The sequence below is a fragment of the Fodinicurvata halophila genome, assembly GCF_042651425.1.
In the GTDB taxonomy this organism is placed as follows: domain Bacteria; phylum Pseudomonadota; class Alphaproteobacteria; order Kiloniellales; family DSM-21159; genus Fodinicurvata; species Fodinicurvata halophila.
In genome coordinates this window covers 209,123-230,171 of sequence record NZ_JBHSCW010000003.1, presented here as the reverse complement: position 1 = coordinate 230,171, position 21,049 = coordinate 209,123, and the positions used below count along the sequence as shown (strand labels likewise).

Below are 21,049 nucleotides of genomic sequence, written 5' to 3'. Positions count from 1 at the left end.
CCCAGGCTACTTTCCGTTCGCACTAGAATCGGAACTCGCCTCTTCTTCAGAAGACTTCTCTGCTTCTCGAAAAACCCAACGGACTTTAAGTCCAGGGTTGTTGTCTTCCAGGGCAAGTTCGGATTCATGAAGGCGAGCCACGGCAGCCACAAGACTGAGCCCCAGCCCGCTGCCTGGTTCACTGCGCGCTGTATCCAGACGCACGAAGCGTTCGAGCACCCGCTTGCGGTCGGCTTCTGGAATACCCTCTCCCTCGTCGGCGACCGTAACCTCCACCTGTTCCTGCTGAGGCGTCAGGGAGACAAGGACCTGGCTATCCTGCGGGCTGTACTTGATCGCATTGTCCAGCAGATTGGCGAATGCCTGGGCCAGCAGTTGCCGATGACCGCTCACATAGACCGGAGTCTCTATGTCTGCCCGCAAGCGCAGGCCCTTGTCCTCGGCAAGAGGCTCGTAGAGTTCCTGCACATCTCTCAAGACCTCGCTCAGGTCCAGGGTTTCCAGACGCGTCCGGCTGACCCCGGATTCCGCTTCGGCAATGGCCAGAAGCGCATTGAACGTGGTCTGGATGGTGTCGATCTCGGAAAGCGCCTGTTCCAGGGTCTGGCGATAGCTTTCCACATCCGGTGGCCCGAGCAGGGTAAGCTCGATCCGCCCCTTGAGATGGGTCAAGGGACTTCGCAGGTCATGGGCCAGGCTGTCCGAAACAAGCCGCATGCCGGTCATCAGCGCCTCGATACGCTCCAGCATGCGATTCAGGTTGCCAGCCAGACGATCGAACTCGTCATTACCGCCTTCGCGTGGAACACGCTGGCTGAGATCCCCGTCCATGATGCGTCGACTGGTTTCGGCCACGGCATCGACCCGGCGCAGGATGTTGCGGCCGAAGATCCAGCCGCCCCCAAGCCCCAGCGCCAGGGTGACGCCCAGTCCCCAGGCCAAGGCCTCCTGCAGGTTCTGCTGAAAACTGGCACGCGCCGACATGTCACGCCCGACCAGCAGGCGATAGCCATTGGGCAGTTGGAAGCTGCGGGCACCGACCAGGATCGGCTCATCCCCGCGCTCGCGATGATAGAGGGGCAATACCGTCCAGCGGCCATCCGCGATGGCCGTTTCCGGCCAATTTCTCAGATTGCCGGCCACGGGATTGTAGTTGCTGTCCGTCAGCAGGTAGACACTCTCCGCCTCTCCGCCCCGGCCACTGCGCTGTGAGATGGCTTCCTCGAGACCGCTGATTCCCTCGTTGCGATAGCGTTCCTCCAGGCCGGTGATCTCGGCTGCGACGGTCTGGGCAACCTGGCCTTCGATAAGGGTAATGGTCGACCAGTAGATGAAACCGAACAGCAACAGGACCGAGACCCCGAAGAGCGCCACGTAGGCCAGAGCGAAACGGAAGGTCGCACTGTTGGAAATTCTAAGTATCTGCACGGAGCATGTATCCTGCGCCTCGCACGGTGTGCAGGAGCTGTTTGTCGAAGCCCTTGTCGATCTTCTGTCTCAGGCGGCTCACATGCACATCGATCACGTTGGTCTGGGGATCGAAGTGATAATCCCAGACTCCTTCCAGCAGCATCGTGCGTGTCACCGTCTGCCCGGCGTGGCGCAGCAGGTACTCGAGCAGCCTGAACTCGCGCGGCTGCAGTTCGATGGCCTTTCCGCTGCGTTCCACGCGCCGTGACAGCAGATCCATCTCAAGATCTCCGGCCTGCAGTTTCGTTTCCACGGCCGGTGCATTGTTGCGCCGGACCAGCGCCTCGGCGCGGGCCTGCAGTTCCGAGTAGGCGAAAGGTTTCGTCAGATAGTCATCCCCGCCAGCACGCAGACCCGCCACGCGCTCGTCGACCTGCGCCAGGGCACTGAGAATCAGCACCGGTGTGGTACTGCCGTTGGAGCGCAGCGCCTGCAACACGGCAAGGCCGTCCAGCTTGGGCAGCATGCGGTCCAGGATGATCAGGTCATGGCTGCCTTCGCTGCCCAGGAACAGACCTTCATGCCCATCCGACGCACGGTCCACGACATGTCCGCTTTCCGTGAGTCCCTTGACCATGTAGTCGGCCGTCTTGTCATCATCTTCGACGATCAGGACACGCACCGGAATATCCTTTCCGAATCTTTCCGTAGTGAATTCGCGGAGGAGTATAAAGCGACGACGCGCCAGGATGAAATATCCGGCGCGCCGTCGAGGTAAGCCGGAACCGGTCCAGGGGAGAAACCGGCTCCGGCAGAAGCACCGCGGTGAAGGAGAAACCGCTGGTGTCAGGCGTCGCCCAGGCGGAAACCGAGGAACAGCGGGCTGCCGTCCCGCTCGACAAGGAAGACAACCGTCTTCTTGCCTTCGCGAGCCGCCTCATCAAGCTGCTCCTCGACATCGTTCGGGCTTGTCACCTCCTGGCCATCCACCTGCTCGATCACGTCGCCGGGGGCCAAGCCCTGAGAGGCTGCACGGCCATCCGGCTCAACGTCCGTGATGACCACACCGGACATGTCCTCCGGCAGTCCCAGACGTTCCCGTGTCTCGTCATCCAGGCTGGAAAGCGTGGCGCCGAGACGATCGGAGCTGCGCTGGGCATCTCCATCATCCCCTCGCTGCTGACGGGAGTCGCTGAACGCCGCCATGCTTTCCTCGGTCTGCTCGGCAATCGTCGCCTCCAGCGTTGTCTCCTCGCCATTGCGCCAGACGACGATCTCCACGTCCCGGCCGGCCTGGACTGAAGCAACGAGCCGGGGCAGATCGCGCATGCTGTCTACACTCTCGCCATTGAACTCCAGGATGACGTCGCCTGTGCGGATACCGGCGTTGTCGGCCGGACCGTCAGGCTCGACGCTGGCAACGAGAGCGCCTTTCTCCTCATCCAGGCCCAGGCCTTCCGCCAGTTCAGGCGTAACCTGCTGGATGCGCACGCCCAGCCAGCCTCGGTCCACTTCACCCTTCTCGCGCAGCTGCGTGATCACGTCGCTGGCAAGGTTGGAGGGAATGGCAAAGCCGATGCCGACAGAACCCCCGGAGGGCGAGAAGATGGCCGTGCTTATACCGATAACGTCACCTTCCATATTGAACATCGGACCACCGGAGTTGCCGCGGTTGATGGCCGCATCCGTCTGCAGGAAGTCGTCATAGGGACCGGCATTGATATCCCGGCTGCGCGCCGAGATGATGCCAGCGGTCACCGAACCGCCAAGACCGAAGGGATTGCCGACGGCCATCACCCAGTCACCGACGCGGACATCATCGGAATTCCCCATGGTGACATGCGGAAGCTCCTCTTCGGACGAGATCTTCAGGAGTGCCAAATCCGTCTTCGGGTCGCGGCCGATCACCTCGGCCTCCAGATCACGACCATCCGACAGCTTGACACGAATATCGTCCGCCTCGTCGATTACGTGGTTGTTGGTAACGACATAACCTTCGGCATCAATGATGAAGCCAGAGCCCAGGCTTGTGCCCGGGCGGTTCTGATACTGCTGAGGGCGCATGCCATCGAAGTGCTCCTCGAACTGCTTGAAGAACTCCTCGAAGGGAGAACCGGGCGGCAGGTCGAAGGGCATGGAATCGCGAGAACGCGAACCATTGTCCTCCTCGGGCACACGCGTTGAAGATATGTTCACAACGGCCGGACTGACCTCTTCAGCCAGGTCGGCAAAACTGTCGGGCGGTGACGCTGCCTGCGCCACCGCCGACCAGACCAGGAACCCACCTGCCACGAGGGCAGTCATCGGCGCCTGTAATGACTTGATCGCAAGAGACATATAAAGGGACCTCCTAGGTACTCCTAATAACTGACTATGATTTGTAACGCATGCCACCTAACACGGCTGTGTCGTGAATATTACAAATCGTTCATGTTCGGGGTTCACAGGATTGCGGAAAGCCTCCCTAGCGCCTCCTAGCGCCTGGCTGCCGCTTCAGCCAAGACCTGAGGCGTAAGGCGCCCTTCCTCAACCGCATGGCAACGCACGCGCACATCCCTGGCCTCCGTGATACCGGGAATTTCCTCGCGACATCTTGCGTCAGCAAAGGGGCAGCGCGGATGGAAATGACAGCCTGAGGGCGGCTCTATGGGACTGGGAACCTCTCCGGCCACGGGAATTCTGCGTCGTCCGGACATCTCCAGATCAGGAATGGCATCCAGAAGCATGCGGGTATAGGGGTGTTGCGGATTGTCGAAGATATCCCCAGCCCGGCCAGCTTCCACCAGGCGCCCCAGGTACATGACTCCCAGATAGTCCGAAATATGCGAAACAACGGCCAGGTCGTGGCTGATGAAGAGATATGTCAACCCCAGTTCCTCCTGCAGGTCCTTCATGAGGTTGAGAATTTGCGCCTGAACGGAGACGTCCAGAGCCGAGGTCGGTTCGTCGCAAACCAGGAATTCAGGATCACCAGCCAGGGCTCGGGCAATGGAGATGCGCTGACGCTGTCCGCCGGAGAATTCATGCGGATACTTGTCGCCATCCTTTTCCGAGAACCCCACATGCTCGAGCAGTTTGGCGATCCGCTTGCGCATGGGCGCTCCCTCCTCGAGCAATCCATGTGTGCGAATGGGTTCTGCAATGATGTTGCGAACACGCCAGCGCGGATTCAGGCTGGCATAGGGGTCCTGGAAAATGATCTGGATACGTCGCTGGAAAGGCGCGAGTTCCCGAGGAGTCTTGAGCCTGGAGACCGGCTTGTCATCGAAGAAAATTTCTCCCTGCGTCGGCTGATAGAGGCCTACGAGAAGGCGGGCCACGGTGGATTTGCCACATCCCGATTCGCCGACAAGGCTGAATGTCTTCCCGCGCGGAATGTCAAAGCTGATGTCGTCCACGGCGCGCAAGCTCCTGCGATGCCTGCCATGCAGCAGACGCGTCAGGAACGGCGGCGAGATATCGAAATGCTTGGAGAGCCCCTGGACGGAGACCAGTGGTGAAGATGAGTGCCACGCAGAGCTCTTGACCTGAAGGATGTCTGTCATGGCTCTGTACTTCCTGACATGGCCCGCTCTTCGTCATACAGCCAGCAGGCCACTTTCGAATCCTCGACCGGGATCGGGTCCGGGCGTTCCCTGACACAGCGCTCGAATACCTTCGGGCAACGCGGGTTGAAGGCACAACCGGGCGGAATCTCGGTCAACCGCGGCATGGCGCCATCAATCTGAGTCAGGCGTCCCAGTTTCTGCCCCACCGTCGGAATCGCTCCCATAAGGCCCTTCGTATATGGATGGAAGGGGTGCTTGATGACCTTCTGTACAGGACCGATCTCGGCCAAGCGACCGGCGTACATCACGGCCACCCGGTCCGCGGTTTCGGCAATCACGCCCATATCGTGAGTGATCAGCATGACGGCGGTTCCCTGCTCGCGGCACAGGCGCTTCAGAAGATCGATGATCTGCGCCTGGATCGAGACGTCGAGAGCTGTTGTCGGTTCGTCGGCAATGATCAGGGAGGGATTGGCGCAAACCGCGAGTGCGATCACGATACGCTGGCGCATGCCGCCCGAGAACTGGTGGGGATACTGATCGATGCGTTCCTTCGGAGCGGACAGCCCGACCTCGGACAACAGCTCGATACTGCGTCGCCGCGCCTGGCTCTCGGTCATGTCCAGATGGGTGCAGATCGTCTCAACCAACTGCTTTCCCACCGTATAGAGGGGATTGAGGCTTGTCAGCGGATCCTGGAAAACCATGCCGATCTGCCGGCCCCGTATGCGCCGCAACTGTTCATGCGACAGGTTGTCGATCCGCTGACCTTTCAGGCGAACCTCACCGCCGGCGATCTGGCCCGGTGGCTCCAAAAGGTTGATGACAGCCGTGCCTGTCAGAGACTTGCCCGCGCCGGATTCACCGACAACGCCCAGCACTTCGCCCGGCTGGATATCGAAGGACACATCGTCAACGGCAACCAGCGTGCCGCGTCGTGTCGGAAATTCGAGACGCAGGTTGCGAACCTCCAGCAGAGGCGTTTCTGATGAACTGCTTTCCGTCATTACCTCAACTTCGGATTCAGGGCATCGCGCAGCCAGTCCCCCAGCAGATTCACTGACAGGGCCAGCATCACCAACGCGATGCCGGGAAAGATGGTGATCCACCACTCTCCCGAGAAAAGGAAATCATTACCGATACGAATCAGGGTCCCCAGCGAGGGCGTGGTTGGCGGCACGCCCACACCCAGGAACGAGAGCGTGGCTTCGGCAATTATGGCCAGAGCCAGGCCGATGGTGGCGATCACGAGAACAGAACCCATGACATTCGGCAGGACATGCCGGAACAGGATGGTGAACGGCCGCACGCCAATGACCCGCGCCGCCTGCACATACTCCCGATTCTTCTCGACCATGGTGGTGCCCCTCACGGTGCGGGCATACTGGACCCAGTCCGACAGACCGATGGAGATGATCAGGACATAGATCGCCATATGATCCTGGTAGTCGCGTGGTATCATCGCCTTGGCCAGACCGAAGATCAGCAGCGCCACGAGAATGGCAGGAAAGCTGAGCTGCACGTCCGCGATCCGCATGATGACCGTATCGATCCAGCCTCCGCGATAGCCCGCGATCAGCCCCAGGGTCACCCCCAGGACCATGGCGAAGAGAACCGCACAGAATCCAACCAGCAGGGAAATTCGGGCACCGTAGATGATGGCGGAAAAGACATCGCGACCCTGGTCGTCCGTGCCGAACACGTAGAAATTCCCGCTCATCCCCTCTTCGAACGGCGGCGTGAAGCCGTCCATGAGATGCAGCGAACCAGCCTGGAAAGGCGTATAGGGAGCAATCAGCGGCGCGAAGATCGCCGCCAGGAAGAACATCAGCGTAACGATCGCCGAGAGAACCGTTATCGGGGAACGCGAAAAGCTGTGCCAGATATCGCTGTCGAAAACGCGATGCAGGAGGCCCTGAGGCCTGTCCTGCAGGACCGGCTCCCCATGCCCCTGTGCCGTGGTCTCCATTGATTGCTGTTCTGGTCCGGAGGCACTCATTCAGACACCTCTTCTCAAGCGGCCGCCCGCGCCGTGGGGGCTTCCACACGCAGGCGCGGGTCCACGATGTAGTACAGCAGGTCGACAATCAGGTTGATGATGACGAAGAACAGCGCGATCAGGATCAGATATGCTGCCATGACCGGAATATCGACGAAGCGAATGGCGATGATGAACAGCAGCCCCACACCCGGCCACTGGAAAACCGTCTCGGTGATGATCGCAAAGGCGATGATTGACCCCAACTGCAAGCCCGTAATGGTGATCACCGGCACCAGCGTGTTCTTGAGGGCGTGGCCGAAGTTGACCGAACGGTTTGTCAGGCCACGTGCGCGGGCAAATTTGATGTAGTCCGTACGCAGGACCTCCAGCATCTCGGCGCGGACAAGCCGCATGATCAGGGTCAACTGATAGAGTCCCAGTGTCACGGCCGGCAGGACCAGAGCCTGCAAGCCGCTGACTGTCAGGAATCCGGTGCGCCACCCCCCGAGACTGACCACCTCGCCCCGACCGTAGGACGGCAGCCACTGCAGATTGACGGCGAAGAGCCAGATCAGAAGGATGCCGATCAGGAACGTTGGCAGAGACACCCCGATCAGGGAAGCCGTCATCACGAAACGGCTGATCCAGCCATAGCGATTGAGGGCACTGTACACACCCAGAATGATTCCCAGGGTCAGGGCAAAGGCCGCAGAGGTCACGGCCAACTCGATGGTCGCCGGCAAGCGCTCCGCAATCAGTTCGGCCACCGGTCGTGTCGTACGATAGGAAATCCCGAATTCGCCCTGAACGGCGTTGCCCACAAACCGCAGGAATTGCACCGGTACAGGATCATTGAGGCCCAGCTGTTCGCGCAATTCCGCGCGCTGCTTCATGGTGGCTTCCTGGCCCACCATGTTGTTGATGGGATCGCCGACAAAGTTGAACAGGCTGAAGGCGACCAGCGCCACCACCAGCATCACCACAATGGACTGCAATAAACGACGTACGATGAAGGCGAACATCTGCAGGGATCAGTTCACGTTAACGATCAGGGCAATCGACAAAAGCACTCCGCCGGAACCTCTTTCGAGGTTCCGGCGGAAGCAGGGTGCACTCATTCAATTATCGAAGGTGGCTGTCGCCAGGTGCGGCTGATTGTCGGCCCGCAGAGGAACGTTCACACCTTCGCGCGTCGCCCAGTTCAGGACCTGCAGGTGGATCGGCAGGTAGACGAGCTCTGAATCGGCCAATTCCCAGGCCTCGGCGATCATCTCGTTGCGCCGCTCCTCATTCACCTCGGTGCCCATTTCCTGGACCAACTCGTCCATGCGCTCGTTGGAAAAGCCGGTGGCGTTCCAGGAGCCACGCTCTCCGTCATCGGTATGATAGAGATAGTTGAAGACGTATTCGCTGTCGAAGGTGGGGACACCCCAGCCAAGCAGGTAGAAGCCGACTTCGCGATTGCCAATGTCCTGGAAATGCAGGCTGCGGGTCTGGGAGACGAGATCGATCTCGATATCGATTTGACCCAGCATCCCGGCCACGGCCTGGCAGATGGCTTCGTCGTTGATATAGCGGTCATTCGGGCAGTGGAGGGTCAGCTCGAAACCGTCCTCATAGCCGGCCTCGGCCAGCAGTTCCCGTGCCTTCTCCTGATCGACGGCCAGCCGCTCATCGAGTTCTTCCGGATAGCCATTGATGAAGGGAGGTGCGATGGTCCCGGTCGGTATCGAGCGGCCACGCATGACGACCCGCTGGATGGTCTCCGCATCAACCGCATGGTACATGGCCTGACGCACGCGCTTGTCGGCCATGGGGTTCACGCCATCCACGTTGTCGAATTCGCTGTCTTCCTCGCGCAAGTTGAAACCAAGGAAGATGGTGCGGTTCTCCTCGCCCTGTTCGATGTTGATGTCGCCTTCTTCTTCCAAGCGCTCCAGGTCCTGCACGGGCGGATCGAGAACGAAGTCCAGTTCACCGGACAACAGGGCTGCGACACGCGTCGAATCCGAGGAGATCGGCGTATAGACGACGCGCTCGACCTCCATGGGAAAGCGGTCCATCCCCCAGTAGTCGTCGTTGCGCGTCAGCACGGTGCGTACGTCGCCTTCCCTGGACTCCAGCTTGAACGGCCCCGTTCCCATGGCATTGCGAACGGCGTAGCTTTCTTCGCCGCTGGCATAGTCCTGGGCGGTTTCCACATCATGCTCCTCGGCCCACTCCTTGCTCATCATGGAAATCTGGGTGAGTTGCTGGGGCAGGATCGGATTGGGCCCGGAGGTATGAATGTGGATCGTTGTGTCGTCGACAATCTCGATGTTCTCGATCGATGAGATGTAGTTCCGGAAATCAGAAGGTTCCGTGCGCGCCCGATTCAGCGAAAAGGCCACGTCCTCGGCCGAGAAATCCGAACCGTCGTGGAATTTCACATCATCGCGAATCTCGAATTCCCAGACCGTCTCCTCGACGGCCTCCCATGAGGTGGCCAGGCCTGGCTCGATCGACATGTCATTGGCCCGCATGACCAGCGGATCATGCAGATGCAGAGACATGGTATTGGTCGGACCTTCATTCTGGGCATGAGGGTCCAGCGTCAGCGCATCGCCCTGGCTTGCCCAGCGCAGTGTTTCCGCCTGTGCCGCCGAGGCCAGCGCCAGACTGCTCCCAAGGAGCACACTCATCAGAAGTGTTCTTGTTTGCATCGTGATTTTCCTCTCCCTGTGGACGGCTCTGGGGCCGATTTTCTGATTGAACTAAGTTCGAAGCACAACCGGTCAAAAGCCGATTTCATAAGGTATTGATTACCATGACACAGACTCTTTCGCCCTGTCAGCCAGGATTTTCATGAACAACCAAAGAGAAGAATATATTTCGAATAAAACAACCACTATGGGAACAATGCTGCCTTTCATCTGGTGGCTTATTCCGCGCTCAATCCCGGCGGCGACCAAGGAGGTGCAGGAAGGACCCAGCCACGTTCCCGGAAACCAGGCCTTCCGATCCACGGTCCCGACCGCGGGCATCCCGCACCGTGAATAGGGAGTCCGCGGGGCCGAGTGCCAGTGTTTGCGCATAGTGGAATTCATGGGCCGTCAGTTCATCGCTGGTATCCTGCCAGAACGGCAGCGTTCTACAGGCATGAAGCCGGCGATAGCCGAGATGCAGGCGCGGGGTTTCGAATGAGGTGTGAAGCGGCAGGAAGCCAAGCATCGGAAACTCCTGGCCCCTGGCATCCGTCAACAGCTTCCCCAGGGTCATGTAGCCTCCACATTCGCCATAGACGAAAGCGCCCCGCTCAACGACTGCCGTCATGCCCAGGCGAAAACGATCGGCCTGACTGAGCCGTTCCGCATGAAGTTCCGGATAACCACCCGGCAGATAGACCGCATCGCTGGCAGGATCCGGCACCTCGTTGTCCAACGGCGAGAAGAATGTCAGTTCCGCCCCACTGGACCGCCAATGCTGAAGAAGGTGGGGATAGACAAAGGAAAAGCAGACATCCTGTGCTATGGCCACCCTCTGTCCCGGAGGGTTTGGTAATTCCCCAGCGACCTGGGACCTGACGGGCTGGAAAGCCGGGCGGGTACAGATCTCCTGAAGTGTTTCCAGGTCCAGGTGCTGCTCCATTTTGTCCGCAGCAGTCTCCAGGAAGGCATCGAGATCGTTGCGTTCACTGGCCTGGACCAGGCCCAGATGACGGTTCGGCGCGTGCAGCTTCTCGTCGCGCGGCACGCCCCCCAGAACCGGAATATCCAATGGAGCCAGGGCTTCCTGCAACATCTCAAGGTGAACGTCCGATCCCACGCGATTGAGGATAATGCCGCCCAGCACCAGCTCCGGCTTGTGGTCGCGAAAGCCTTTCACCAGTGCGGCAACGGATTGTCCCTGCCCACGAACGTCGACCACCAGCACTGCTGGCAATCCCAGGGTCACGGCAAGATCCGCCGTCGAGCCGAGCCCGTTTGAAGCCGCGTCGAACAGCCCCATCACCCCCTCGACCAGAACAAGGTCACGATCCGCTCCTGCCTGCAGGAAAAGGTGCTGCAGAAGTCCGTCCGACATGGCCCAGGGGTCCAGGTTGAAGGCCGGACACCCTGTTGCCCGTTCATGAAAGCGGGGATCGATATAGTCGGGCCCGACCTTGGCACCTGCGACACGGACGCCTTTCCGGCGCAAGGCCCTCAACAGAGCCAGGGTGATCGTGGTCTTGCCGGCCCCCGAAGACGGGGCGGCGATGATGGCACCGCGCGAGTCAGCCGGCATCGCTCTTGTGCCGCAGGCCCAGAGGATCGGCCACGAGTTTACGGCCGGCCAGCGCGCCCACCCAGTCCAGGGCCGCACGCAAACGCACCACTTCCCCCAGGACCACCATGGCCGGTGGCTCGATACCCGAGTCGGCGAGTGCCTGAGGGGCTTCGCCAAGCGTTGTTTCCAGTACCCGCTGGTCCGTGAGCGTGGCCTGGCTGATGATCGCCATCGGTTCGTCGGCACGGCGTCCGCCTTCCATCAGGCAGTCCCGAATTTCGACCAGATGCTTCAAGGCCATATACATCACGATGACGGGAGACGACTTCGCAACGGCCGGCCAATCGATCGCACTGGGCGTCAGTCCCGTGGCATCGTGGCCGGTCAGGAAGGTGACAATGCTGTTTGTATCACGATGGGTGACGGGAATCCCGGCATAGGCCAGCCCACCGATTCCAGCGGATATGCCGGGAATGATGCGAAAAGGAATGCCCGCTTCGACCAGGGCCAGCGCCTCCTCCCCTCCACGCCCGAAGACGAAGGGATCGCCCCCCTTGAGTCGAAGCACACGCTTGCCCTGCCGTGCCAGCTCTATGATGCGCAGCGTGATATCCGCTTGCTTCGCGGAAGGTTTGCCGCCGCGCTTGCCGGCATACTCAAGGAAGGCATCGGAGCGGGCCAGGGAGAGAATATCCTTCCCCACCAGGGCGTCATAGATGATCGCGTCGGCGGAATGCAGGGCGTGGACACTGGCAAGGGTCAACAGCGCAGGATCCCCCGGGCCTGCACCTGCCAGCCAGACCCACCCCGGCTCGAACTGGGGCATTGGAAGGCCTTCAAGCATCCTCAACTCCCTTGCGGATAATTCGATCTTGCGTCTGGTCACTGCCCCGCAAGCCACCTATAAATTCTGCATGACTCGCAAGCCGGAAGGAACACTGCGGCGGGGCTGGACCACGGGCGCCTGCGCCACGGCCGCCACCAAGGCAGCCTGCATCGCCCTTCTTGAAGGCGACTTCCCCGATCCTGTCGAGATTCTCCTGCCCAAAGGCGAGCGCCCCTGTTTCCCGCTGGCCTTTGAGAGCCGGCAACCGGACAGCGCATCGGCCGGCATTATCAAGGATGCCGGAGACGACCCCGACGTGACCCACGGCGCCCTGATTATCTCGACGGTCCGTCACGCTCCGCCAGGTTGCGGTATTCTCTTCCGCGCCGGACCCGGTGTCGGAACCGTTACACTTGAAGGTCTGCCCGTACCACCGGGGGAAGCCGCCATCAATCCGGTTCCGCGTCAAATGATGCAGGACGTGGTCTGCGGACTGACTGGGCGAAATGTCCCCGACATGGAGATCGAGATCTCCATTCCCGAAGGGGAAAGGCTGGCGGAGAAGACCTGGAATCCTCGCCTCGGTATCACGGGAGGGCTCTCGATCCTGGGAACCACCGGGGTGGTGCATCCCTTCTCCTGCTCGGCCTGGATCCACTCTATCCATCGGGGGATCGATGTTGCCCGCGCCAAGGGAACTGAACGGGTTGCCGGCTGTACCGGCTCGACCTCGGAGAAAACGGTCCAGCAACTCTATGGCCTGCCGGATCATGCCATGCTCGATATGGGCGACTTTGCCGGCGGCATGCTGAAGTACCTGCGCCGCAATCCCGTGCCGATGGTCACGATCGGCGGCGGCTTTGGTAAACTGGTCAAGCTCGCACAGGGGTTTCTCGACCTCCATTCGGGGCGCAGTCAGGTGGATTTCGAGTGGCTTGCCGGAGAAATGGACAGCCTTGGCGCTTCGCCTGGGCTTGTGGATCAGGTGCGTATTGCCAACACGGCTGCACAAGTGCTTACGCTGGCAGCGGACGAAAGCCTGCCACTCGCGGAGCGCATCGCTGGGAAGGCGTGCGAAACGGCACAAAAGACCCTGGGGCACGCTCCTTGCCAGGTGGATGTCGTCGTGGTCAATCGACAGGGCCAAATCGTGGGGCAAAGCAATGGTTAGCCTGTTGATTCTCGGCGGTACGCAGGAGGCGGCGGAACTGGCTCGCCGGCTGACCCGCGACACCGACTGGCGCATCATCACTTCCCTGGCCGGACGGACGCGACATCCCGCCACCCTGCCTGGCGAAGTTCGCATCGGAGGGTTCGGAGGCAGCTCCGGTCTCGCGGAATACCTGCGCCAGGAAAGAATCGACCTGGTGCTGGATGCAACCCACCCCTTCGCCCAGAAGATGCCAGGCCATGCCGAGCGTGCAGCAACCCTTGCCGGCGTGCTGCGAATCAAGCTGCTGCGGCCGGCTTGGGTGCCGCAGGCCGAGGACCGCTGGATTCCGGTGCCTGGCCTCGAAGAGGCCGCCGAGGCCCTGCCCGTCTCGTCCCGGACTTTCCTGACCACGGGGCGGCAGGAACTGGCGCCTTTCACCGGTCGCAGCGATGTACATTTCGTGGTGCGGCTCGTCGATCGGCCGGAGGATCCCTTGCCTCTGGTGCAATACGAGGTCATCACCCAGCGTGGACCTTTCCGGACGGACGAGGAAACCGGCTTACTGACCGAGCACAGGATCGACTGCCTCGTCAGCAAGAACAGCGGCGGCAGTGCTTCGTATGCCAAGATCGAGGCCGCCCGCAACCTTGGCCTGCCAGTTGTCATGGTCGAGCGACCGCCCATCCCTCCCGGCGCCCTGGCAAACTCGGTTGAGGAAGCCCTGGACTGGATCGGCGAGATCATCCGCTGACCTTTTTTCTGTGCGGGCGCAGGACGTGAACATGGTCGGCATCATAAAGAGCGCTGTCCCGGAAACGCCCTGGTTCCAGCACCGGCCCCACTAGGACCAGGGCCGTGCGCGTGATCTTGGCCGCCCTTACCTTGGCCTGGATATCCGAAAGCGTGCCGTGGATATAGAGTTCGTCCGGCCAGCTGGCCCGATAGGCGACCACCACCGGACAATCCTCGCCGTAGTAGGGAATCAGCTTTTCCCGCACGACCCGCAGATTGCGGACCGAAAGATGAATCGCCAGCGTGGCACCGCTCTTGCCAAGCACCTCCAGATCCTCGCCCGGCGGCATGGAAGATGATTTCATGGCCGTTCGCGTCAGGATCACTGTCTGGCTTATTTCCGGGAGGGTCAGCTCCCGCCCCAACTCCGCTGCGGCAGCTGCGAAAGCCGGCACGCCCGGCACGATCCGGAAGGGAATGCCCAGTTCATCAAGACGGCGTATCTGCTCGCCGATCGCGCCATAGAGCGAGGGATCTCCGGAATGCACACGGGCAACATCCTGGCCACGTTCGTGCGCTGCCTGGATACGCGCGATTATGTCCTCCAGTGTCATCGAGGCGGTATCCTCGACGATTGCTCCCTCTGGCGCCTCGGCCACAACTTCGGCCGGCACCAACGAACCGGCATAGAGGCAGACGGGACTGCGCCGAATCAGGTTGAGTCCGCGCAAGGTAATCAGGTCCGGTGCCCCCGGCCCCGCACCGATGAAATGAACCGTCATGACGCCGTCTCCGTTTTCCTGTTCTTGGCCGCATAGCCCCGCGGGGTATAAACCCACTGTCTCCCGTCCGAACGCGGCACCACGCGGCTCTGAGTGCTGCCCACAAGGACAGTGGTCAGCATGTCCACATCATCGACCTCCAGATCCGCCAACCGAATCACCTCCATGCGCTCACCCTCACGGCCCAGATTGCTGCCCAGCACCACCGGCGTTTGCGGAGGCCGTGCCGTCAGCAGGATTTCCTTGGCCCGGGCCAACTGATGCCGTCGGCGGCGCGAGACGGGATTGTAGAAGGCAATCACGAAATCGCCTTCCGCCGCAGCTTTCAGACGCCGCTCGATCGCCTCCCAGGGGGTCAGCAGATCGGAGAGCGAAATGCAGCAGAAATCGTGCCCGAAAGGCGCTCCGATACGGGCCCCCATGGCCTGGAAGGCGGAAATGCCGGGCGCAACCTCGATCTCGATGCGCGGCCAGCGGTCATCCTCGCCTCGCTCCAGCAGTTCGAAGACCAGGGTTGCCATAGCATAGATACCGATATCCCCGGACGAGACCAGTGCCACATTGCGCCCCTCGGCCGCCAGATCGAGCGCGGCGCGAACCCGAACCTCTTCCTCGCCCAGATCAAAGACGTGATGCCGCTTGCCCTCAGTCAAGGGACCCAGCAGGTCCAGATAGAGACCATAGCCCACCAGGTCTTCCGCTTCGGTGATCATGCGCGTGACTTCCGGCGTACGCCACTCGGATCGCCCGGGGCCGATGCCAACCACCGACAGGCGGCCACGGGGCCTGCCGACCTTTTCGGGCTCGACCGGCGCGGAAGATCTGGCCAGAGCACAAGTTGCGCGCCGGCTTTTCCGCTTGGGCACCTCCAAAGTCCCGCTTTCACCCGCTGCGGCCAGGGCAGCAGCCTCTGCCACCCCATGACAGCCAACTTCCTGAAAGACCACTTCGGAGGGATGCGCCAATCGCGGTGTTTCCGCCTCCAGAATTTCTGATGCCAGGAAACGAGCGGGAACACCCAGCCCCTCCGCCAAATGATGGACGGCAGCTTCATCCGCCTTCACATCGATCGAGACGACCAGGGCCACTGCGTCCCGGGCATAGCCGCTTTCGGACAGCGTTTCCTCAACCAGTGTCTCAAGTTCAGTCGGCGAACAGTTCCGCTCGCAGCCGACGCCTAGCGTGAGCAAGGAAGGATGATAGACCAGACGCCGGCCGCTGCCTTCACTGACCCTCGGGCCAATGGCAACTTCAAGCGTTCCTTCAGGCAACTGAGGAAGACCCTGCAGAAAAGCGGGCAGAGAACTGTTTGTCCTAACCTTTTCCCCACTCATAAGCGCCGCAGAAAAGGCTTTTACATCCTGTGGATTGGCCAGGCACCAGCCACGAGGTGGATCGTCCAATGCCGTGTCGAACTTCAGGTCACTGGCAGTGGTGACCGCGGCCATGCCTTCCAGCTGCTCTGCCAGGAAACGCGCAAGGCGATTGGCGCCATGATGCCCGCCGAGCAGCGGTACGACAGTGCTGCCATCCTCGGCCAGGGCGAGAACAGGCGGCTCGCTGAACTTGTCGCCCAGCATCGGTGCCAGTATCCGGATCAGGATCCCGCAAGCGCAAATGCCGACGATCGGACGTTCTTCAGCAAACAGGGAGCGCAGTCGTTCGCCCGTCTCCGTGAAGCTTTCATCACAATCCTCGACACGCCCTTCCAGCCCATAGAGCGTGCTTCCCGGAAGCTGGGGCTGGAGCCGTCGTCCCAGTTCGCCTGCCGTGGGTGTGAGGGCGATGAAGGCCGTGTTGTGCGGAAGTTCTGCCGTCATCGCCATGCGTCTCCACGTCGATGGATCAGGATCATCGAGAAATAGGGCACGCCGTCCTCGGCAACTTCCTGCATGGACAGAATCCTTTGGGTCGCCAAGGTGGCGCGTTCCACATAGCGCGCCTGGTCCTGCAGCCCCATCCTCAGCAGAAGTGCCTGGACGCGTGCGAAATGTCGGCCGGGCTTGATAATGGCCACGGCATCAAAGGCGCGGATGCGCTCCTCCAGTTCCTCGTCAGGCAAGGGAGCCGGCAGGATGGCCAGCGTATCGTTCCGGGCTGCCAGGGGCGCGCCAAGCGCGGCAGCACAGGCCGTCAAGGAGGTGACACCGGGAACGACTTCGGTGGGAAAGCGCGCCGCGAGCCGTCCAAAGAGATACATGAAGGAGCCATAGAAGAAGGGATCGCCCTCGCAGAGCACAGCAACCTGGTGCCCTGAATCCAGGCAATCCGACAGCTCTCGGCTGGCACGGTCATACGCCGCCTGGGCCGGGCCGCGTTCCACGGTCATCGGTATCCGGATGGCGATTTCCCGCTGCCAATCCTGCAGGTAATCCGAAACGATGGAGCGGGCGAAACTCTCGCCATCCTCCAGCGTGGGATAGGCAACCACCTCGCAGGAGGCCAGCAATCGATGAGCCTTGAGCGTCAGGAGTTCGGGGTCGCCGGGCCCCAGGCCCAGCCCGTAGAGGCGGCCGCTCATATCCCGGCCCCTTCCGGCTTGCGAAGCGCCCACTGGGTAACAGGCATGGCGGAGCGCCAGCCGCGGAAGGGTCCAACCGGTTCAGCCCGGGACACGCTCAGGCGTTTCAATTCCCCTCCATGTTCCGCCTGCAATGCCGTGAGGCGGGCCTCACCTTCCAGGGTGACGGCATTGGCCACCAGCCGCCCGCCTGGCTTCAGCGCTTGCCAGCAGGCCTTGAAGACTCCCGTGGTGTTGATGCCCCCGCCGATAAAAACAGCATGGGGGGCCGGCAGGCCCGCCAGGCAATCCGGAGCCTCACCTGATACGATCTGCAGGTAAGGAACTCCCAAGCTTGTCGCGTTGCTGGAGATCATCTCGCAGCGCACTGCCTGACGTTCGATCGCCGCTGCCTGGCAGGTCGGATGGCACCGCATCCACTCCACGGCAACGGACCCGCAGCCCGAGCCCACATCCCAGAGCAGCTGTCCCGGCCCCGGCATGAGAGCCGAGAGCGTGACGGCACGCACCTCGCGCTTGGTCATCTGGCCGTCGTGTCGAAAAGCCTCGTCGGGCAGGCCCGGAACGGTAGGCAGTATCTCGGCCTCCGCGCCGGCCCGACAGGCAACGGCGATGGTGTTAAAATCGGCAATGGCGGGGAATTCAGCCTGGTCGGCGCGCAGGTGCAGAGTCCGTTCCTTCGGCCCTCCCATATGCTCCAGGACATGCATTTCACTGCCGCCGAATCCCTTCTCGCAGAGCAAGCGCGCCACTTCGGCCGGTGTCGCACCGCTGTCGCTCAGGACCAGCAGGCGGGCATCCGGCTGGATCGCCGGTATGATCAGGGAGGTCGGGCGGCCATGGAGCGTCAGCTGCGCGACATCCGGCAGGGACCAGCCAAGCCGGGCACAGGCCAGGGAAAAGGCCGAGGGCGCCGGGATCACCTGCATCTCTTCCATGGGAATCCGGCGAGCCAGGGTTGAGCCGATGCCGAAACAGAAGGGATCGCCCGTCGCCAGCACGCAGAGTGCCTGGCCGCGCCGGCGTTGGATTTCCTCGACCAGGGCGCTAAGCGGCGACGGCCAAGCCATGCGCTCCCGACCGTCCTCCGGCAGCATCGCCAAGTGGCGCTCGCCGCCGATCAGCACATCCGCTCCGGCAATCAGGGCTATGGCCTCTTCGCCCAGGCCCTCCAGGCCGTCCTCGCCGATCCCCACGATGGAAAGCCACCGGCTCATGGGGCCTCGCCTCCCGCCAGGGCATTGACGGCAGCAGCGGCAATGGCACTGCCGCCGCGGCGCCCGCGCACGGTAACGTAGGGAATCCCGAAGGGGTTTTCTATGAGTTCTTCCTTGGACTCGGCTGCCCCCACGAAGCCGACCGGAAATCCGAGAATCACGGCAGGGTGCGGCGCACCCTTTTCCAGGAGTTCCAGTAGGCGGAACAGAGCCGTGGGCGCATTCCCGATCGCCACGACCCCCCCGTCCAGATGCTCGGCCCAGAGATCCACGGCCGCCGCAGATCGGGTCGTCGAGAGATCCTGGGCAAGCTGCGGCACAGTGGACTCATTCAGGGTGCAGATCACCGCATTGGCGGCCGGTAGCCGAGAGGGAATGATGCCGCGGGCCAGCATTTCGCAATCCACCAGCACCGGCTTCCCCTCCTGCAGGGCCCCGACACCGGCCTCCACCGCATGGTCGCTCACGCGGATATCCCCGGCCAGATCGACCATGCCGCAGGAATGGATCATGCGGATCGCCAGGGCATGGGCCGCCTGTGGCAGATGCTCGAGCACGGCTTCCCGACGCACGGTCGCAAAGGACTGCCGATAGATTGCCGCCGGATCGCGCAGATAGTCTCTCTGCGGCATGATCATCTGTCCTTCTGACCGTCTCCGGCATTGTCCTTCAGCGTGCGAGGGCCCAGAGGATGGTCGGCATGCGGATAGGGATGATGATGCCCGTGCCCGTGATCATGGCCATGATCGTGATGATGCCCATGGTCGTGACCATGGTGGTGATGATCGCCATGATGGTGATCGTTGTGGCTGTGTTCGCCGGACCCGATACCCTCCACATGATGATGGTGGCTTTCCTGCGGCAGTCCCACTTCCGACTCGAAACCGAGCACCTGTTCGCGGTACTTGCACATCTGGCAGTTCATGTTGTTGGCGCCTTCCAGGATCTCCTCCACGCGCGCGGCCATGGTGTTCAGGACCTGTGGGTGATCGTTCAGGTACGGGGCCTTGATGAACTTGATCTCGGGATGGCGCGCCGCCACGCGATCCGTGTGCTCGTAGATCCGCCGCACCAGGACACCGGTGAACAGGAAATAGGGGAAGACAATGATGCGCTTGAAACCCAGGCGCGCCGCATGCTCCAGGCCGGGCTCCACCAACGGAAAGGTGACCCCGGAATAGCAGGTCTCGGCCCAGCCGAACCCCATGCCCTCCCAGAGCATGCGCGTGACCTTGGAGACGTTGGAGTTGGCATCGGGGTCGGAAGCACCGCGTCCCACCACGACCAGCAGCGTGTCATGCCGGGAAACGCTGTCGTCTGCACCGTCCAGGGCTTCCTGGATCCGGTCGCCGGCCGCATGCAGCATCTTGAGGTCAATGCCCAGTTCCCGGCCGTAATTGATCTCCAGGCCGGGATGCTGTGCCTGATAGGTGTTCAGCACCGAAGGGATATCGTTCTTGGCATGACCGGCCGCGAACAGCATGCCCGGCACAGCCAGGATACGCTCCACCTGCTGCTCGCGCAGTTTGTCCAGGCCATCCCGAATCACCGGCCGCGCGAACTCCAGATAACCGTAATCCACCGGCCAATCCGGGAAGCGCCGGCGCATGTGATCCGCCAGCGTCGCGAATTCCGCCACGGCCTGCTCATCGCGGCTGCCATGTCCACAGACCATCAATCCCAGGCGCTCGGCCATCGTCTTCCTCCTGCTTTAACCGTCTTGCTGTTTGCGATTCCGGCGACTCAGATCTGTCCGCCGCCGAGCATCCAGGCACCGGCCACGGCCATGACGCCACCTGCCACGCGCATGGCCGGGGTGTAGGCCAGACGGCCGGACGTCATTCCGAGTGCGATCCCTGCGGCATGCAGGAGAGCCGTCGCCAGCAGGAAGCCCGCAATATAGGCGCCCGGCGCACCGCCGCCGGGCATTTCCACGCCGTGCGCATAGCCATGGAACACGGCGAAGAGGCCGACCAGGGCTGCGCCAACTTCCCAGCGCACACGCACTGCTGCCGCGATCAGGACGCCAAGGACCAGGACCGACAGGGCGATACCGCTCTCGGCCAGGGCAAACTGCCAGCCGGCAAGGCCTGCAGCACCGGCCACAGCCATGGCCAGTACAAACATGCTCGGGACACTCCACAGCGCTCGTCCTCCCAGAGAATAGGCCCAGATTCCGACAGCCACCATGGCCAGAAGATGGTCCAGTCCAGTGACAGGATGCGTGAGCCCGCTCATGAACGTGGCTCCGGCCTGCGTCTCGTGTCCCGGATGCGCGGCGACGACCGAGGCCAAAAGCATGGCCGGCAGAAAAACGATCAGGAAACGGGACGTCCTGCAAATTGCTGTTTGAATCATTCTATCCCCCTTGTTGAGCGCAGCCCGTCGGCTGCACGTTTGTACAAATGCGTATCGGCCTCCCGCTCTTGTGCGGAAGGCAACTCGATTCATCGTTTGGCGGCAGGCTGACTGACTTGCGCAATGTCGACGCTTTCCGCGGACAAGCGCTTACAGGTGCTGGAACAGTTCCGGACTTGACCCCCGGCTTGGGTCGGTCGCACCGGATTGCCTTTCATCCCCTGACGGGGAACCGTCCAATGTTGGCCTTACGGTAGAAAGACCATGGCAAAGGGT

At 61.8% G+C, this 21,049-nt stretch carries 19 protein-coding genes and 1 riboswitch; of the genes, 2 read left to right on the top strand and 17 right to left on the bottom strand.

Annotated elements, in window-relative coordinates:
• Positions 1 to 6: 6 nt before the first annotated feature.
• The 10 genes from ACFOW6_RS05890 to cobA all read right to left on the bottom strand — a co-directional run bounded on the left by ACFOW6_RS05890 (position 7) and on the right by cobA (position 12,028).
• Complete coding sequence (locus ACFOW6_RS05890; RefSeq protein WP_382421413.1) at positions 7 to 1,428, bottom strand: sensor histidine kinase; 1,422 nt, start codon at positions 1,426 to 1,428, stop codon at positions 7 to 9.
• Positions 1,415 to 2,092, bottom strand: a complete 678-nt coding sequence (locus ACFOW6_RS05885) for a winged helix-turn-helix domain-containing protein (protein WP_382421412.1) — start codon at positions 2,090 to 2,092, stop codon at positions 1,415 to 1,417. Before ACFOW6_RS05885 ends, ACFOW6_RS05890 begins: the two co-directional genes overlap by 14 nt.
• A 164-nt stretch (positions 2,093 to 2,256) precedes the next feature.
• Complete coding sequence (locus tag ACFOW6_RS05880; RefSeq protein WP_382421411.1) at positions 2,257 to 3,747, bottom strand: DegQ family serine endoprotease; 1,491 nt, start codon at positions 3,745 to 3,747, stop codon at positions 2,257 to 2,259.
• 137 nt (positions 3,748 to 3,884) lie between these two features.
• A complete protein-coding gene (locus tag ACFOW6_RS05875; protein WP_382421410.1) occupies positions 3,885 to 4,955 on the bottom strand; it encodes an ABC transporter ATP-binding protein in 1,071 nt (356 codons plus the stop codon).
• Entirely contained in the window at positions 4,952 to 5,965 is a 1,014-nt protein-coding gene (locus ACFOW6_RS05870) for an ABC transporter ATP-binding protein (protein ID WP_382421409.1), read from the bottom strand. Before ACFOW6_RS05870 ends, ACFOW6_RS05875 begins: the two co-directional genes overlap by 4 nt.
• Positions 5,965 to 6,957: an ABC transporter permease gene (locus ACFOW6_RS05865; RefSeq protein WP_382421408.1), complete on the bottom strand. Its 993-nt coding sequence runs from the start codon at positions 6,955 to 6,957 to the stop codon at positions 5,965 to 5,967. Before ACFOW6_RS05865 ends, ACFOW6_RS05870 begins: the two co-directional genes overlap by 1 nt.
• A 14-nt stretch (positions 6,958 to 6,971) precedes the next feature.
• Positions 6,972 to 7,961, bottom strand: coding sequence for an ABC transporter permease (locus ACFOW6_RS05860; protein WP_382421407.1), 990 nt, complete (start codon positions 7,959 to 7,961; stop codon positions 6,972 to 6,974).
• A 96-nt stretch (positions 7,962 to 8,057) separates the two neighbouring features.
• Positions 8,058 to 9,620, bottom strand: a complete 1,563-nt coding sequence (locus ACFOW6_RS05855; protein WP_382421406.1) for an ABC transporter substrate-binding protein — start codon at positions 9,618 to 9,620, stop codon at positions 8,058 to 8,060.
• A 250-nt stretch (positions 9,621 to 9,870) separates the two neighbouring features.
• A complete protein-coding gene (locus tag ACFOW6_RS05850; protein ID WP_382421405.1) occupies positions 9,871 to 11,202 on the bottom strand; it encodes a cobyrinate a,c-diamide synthase in 1,332 nt (443 codons plus the stop codon).
• Positions 11,192 to 12,028 (bottom strand): uroporphyrinogen-III C-methyltransferase, encoded by an 837-nt coding sequence (gene cobA, locus ACFOW6_RS05845; protein ID WP_382421404.1) that lies wholly within the window; start codon positions 12,026 to 12,028, stop codon positions 11,192 to 11,194. The genes ACFOW6_RS05850 and cobA overlap by 11 nt, the downstream gene beginning before the upstream one ends.
• A gap of 70 nt (positions 12,029 to 12,098) precedes the next feature.
• On the opposite strand from cobA, the gene ACFOW6_RS05840 reads away from it, so the two are divergent.
• Positions 12,099 to 13,181, top strand: a complete 1,083-nt coding sequence (locus tag ACFOW6_RS05840; RefSeq protein ID WP_382422093.1) for a cobalt-precorrin-5B (C(1))-methyltransferase — start codon at positions 12,099 to 12,101, stop codon at positions 13,179 to 13,181.
• Positions 13,174 to 13,914: a cobalt-precorrin-6A reductase gene (locus ACFOW6_RS05835; RefSeq protein WP_382421403.1), complete on the top strand. Its 741-nt coding sequence runs from the start codon at positions 13,174 to 13,176 to the stop codon at positions 13,912 to 13,914. The genes ACFOW6_RS05840 and ACFOW6_RS05835 overlap by 8 nt, the downstream gene beginning before the upstream one ends.
• Here ACFOW6_RS05835 and cobM read toward each other — a convergent pair.
• From cobM to ACFOW6_RS05800, 7 genes are read right to left on the bottom strand one after another with little or no spacing between them, the layout of a single operon-like run.
• A complete protein-coding gene (cobM, locus tag ACFOW6_RS05830; RefSeq protein WP_382421402.1) occupies positions 13,904 to 14,677 on the bottom strand; it encodes a precorrin-4 C(11)-methyltransferase in 774 nt (257 codons plus the stop codon). The genes ACFOW6_RS05835 and cobM overlap by 11 nt on opposite strands.
• Positions 14,674 to 16,497 carry a precorrin-3B C(17)-methyltransferase gene (gene cobJ, locus ACFOW6_RS05825; protein ID WP_382421401.1) on the bottom strand — a complete coding sequence of 608 codons (1,824 nt, stop codon included), beginning with the start codon at positions 16,495 to 16,497 and terminating at the stop codon, positions 14,674 to 14,676. Before cobJ ends, cobM begins: the two co-directional genes overlap by 4 nt.
• Entirely contained in the window at positions 16,494 to 17,198 is a 705-nt protein-coding gene (gene cobI / locus ACFOW6_RS05820; RefSeq protein WP_382421400.1) for a precorrin-2 C(20)-methyltransferase, read from the bottom strand. Before cobI ends, cobJ begins: the two co-directional genes overlap by 4 nt.
• The gene (gene cbiE, locus ACFOW6_RS05815; RefSeq protein ID WP_382421399.1) at positions 17,195 to 18,415 is read right to left on the bottom strand and encodes a precorrin-6y C5,15-methyltransferase (decarboxylating) subunit CbiE; all 1,221 of its coding nucleotides are present in this window, start codon (positions 18,413 to 18,415) and stop codon (positions 17,195 to 17,197) included. Before cbiE ends, cobI begins: the two co-directional genes overlap by 4 nt.
• Positions 18,412 to 19,047 carry a precorrin-8X methylmutase gene (locus ACFOW6_RS05810; RefSeq protein ID WP_382421398.1) on the bottom strand — a complete coding sequence of 212 codons (636 nt, stop codon included), beginning with the start codon at positions 19,045 to 19,047 and terminating at the stop codon, positions 18,412 to 18,414. The genes cbiE and ACFOW6_RS05810 overlap by 4 nt, the downstream gene beginning before the upstream one ends.
• A 2-nt stretch (positions 19,048 to 19,049) precedes the next feature.
• Positions 19,050 to 20,111: a sirohydrochlorin chelatase gene (locus tag ACFOW6_RS05805; RefSeq protein WP_382421397.1), complete on the bottom strand. Its 1,062-nt coding sequence runs from the start codon at positions 20,109 to 20,111 to the stop codon at positions 19,050 to 19,052.
• Positions 20,112 to 20,158: 47 nt separating this feature from the next.
• Positions 20,159 to 20,773, bottom strand: coding sequence for a HupE/UreJ family protein (locus tag ACFOW6_RS05800; RefSeq protein WP_382421396.1), 615 nt, complete (start codon positions 20,771 to 20,773; stop codon positions 20,159 to 20,161).
• An 84-nt stretch (positions 20,774 to 20,857) separates the two neighbouring features.
• Positions 20,858 to 21,025: riboswitch (cobalamin riboswitch) on the bottom strand.
• Positions 21,026 to 21,049: the final 24 nt, after the last annotated feature.

Coding starts and splice junctions, on each gene's coding strand:
- ACFOW6_RS05810 (WP_382421398.1), bottom strand. CDS start 19,047: ATGCCGCAGAGAGACTATCTGCGCGATCCGGCGGCAATCTATCGGCAG.
- ACFOW6_RS05805 (WP_382421397.1), bottom strand. CDS start 20,111: ATGGCCGAGCGCCTGGGATTGATGGTCTGTGGACATGGCAGCCGCGAT.
- ACFOW6_RS05860 (WP_382421407.1), bottom strand. CDS start 7,961: ATGTTCGCCTTCATCGTACGTCGTTTATTGCAGTCCATTGTGGTGATG.
- cobI (WP_382421400.1), bottom strand. CDS start 17,198: ATGAGCGGCCGCCTCTACGGGCTGGGCCTGGGGCCCGGCGACCCCGAA.
- cobM (WP_382421402.1), bottom strand. CDS start 14,677: ATGACGGTTCATTTCATCGGTGCGGGGCCGGGGGCACCGGACCTGATT.
- ACFOW6_RS05880 (WP_382421411.1), bottom strand. CDS start 3,747: ATGTCTCTTGCGATCAAGTCATTACAGGCGCCGATGACTGCCCTCGTG.
- cobA (WP_382421404.1), bottom strand. CDS start 12,028: ATGCTTGAAGGCCTTCCAATGCCCCAGTTCGAGCCGGGGTGGGTCTGG.
- ACFOW6_RS05870 (WP_382421409.1), bottom strand. CDS start 5,965: ATGACGGAAAGCAGTTCATCAGAAACGCCTCTGCTGGAGGTTCGCAAC.
- ACFOW6_RS05835 (WP_382421403.1), top strand. CDS start 13,174: ATGGTTAGCCTGTTGATTCTCGGCGGTACGCAGGAGGCGGCGGAACTG.
- ACFOW6_RS05840 (WP_382422093.1), top strand. CDS start 12,099: ATGACTCGCAAGCCGGAAGGAACACTGCGGCGGGGCTGGACCACGGGC.
- ACFOW6_RS05800 (WP_382421396.1), bottom strand. CDS start 20,773: ATGATTCAAACAGCAATTTGCAGGACGTCCCGTTTCCTGATCGTTTTT.
- cbiE (WP_382421399.1), bottom strand. CDS start 18,415: ATGAGCCGGTGGCTTTCCATCGTGGGGATCGGCGAGGACGGCCTGGAG.
- cobJ (WP_382421401.1), bottom strand. CDS start 16,497: ATGACGGCAGAACTTCCGCACAACACGGCCTTCATCGCCCTCACACCC.
- ACFOW6_RS05865 (WP_382421408.1), bottom strand. CDS start 6,957: ATGAGTGCCTCCGGACCAGAACAGCAATCAATGGAGACCACGGCACAG.
- ACFOW6_RS05875 (WP_382421410.1), bottom strand. CDS start 4,955: ATGACAGACATCCTTCAGGTCAAGAGCTCTGCGTGGCACTCATCTTCA.
- ACFOW6_RS05855 (WP_382421406.1), bottom strand. CDS start 9,620: ATGAGTGTGCTCCTTGGGAGCAGTCTGGCGCTGGCCTCGGCGGCACAG.
- ACFOW6_RS05850 (WP_382421405.1), bottom strand. CDS start 11,202: ATGCCGGCTGACTCGCGCGGTGCCATCATCGCCGCCCCGTCTTCGGGG.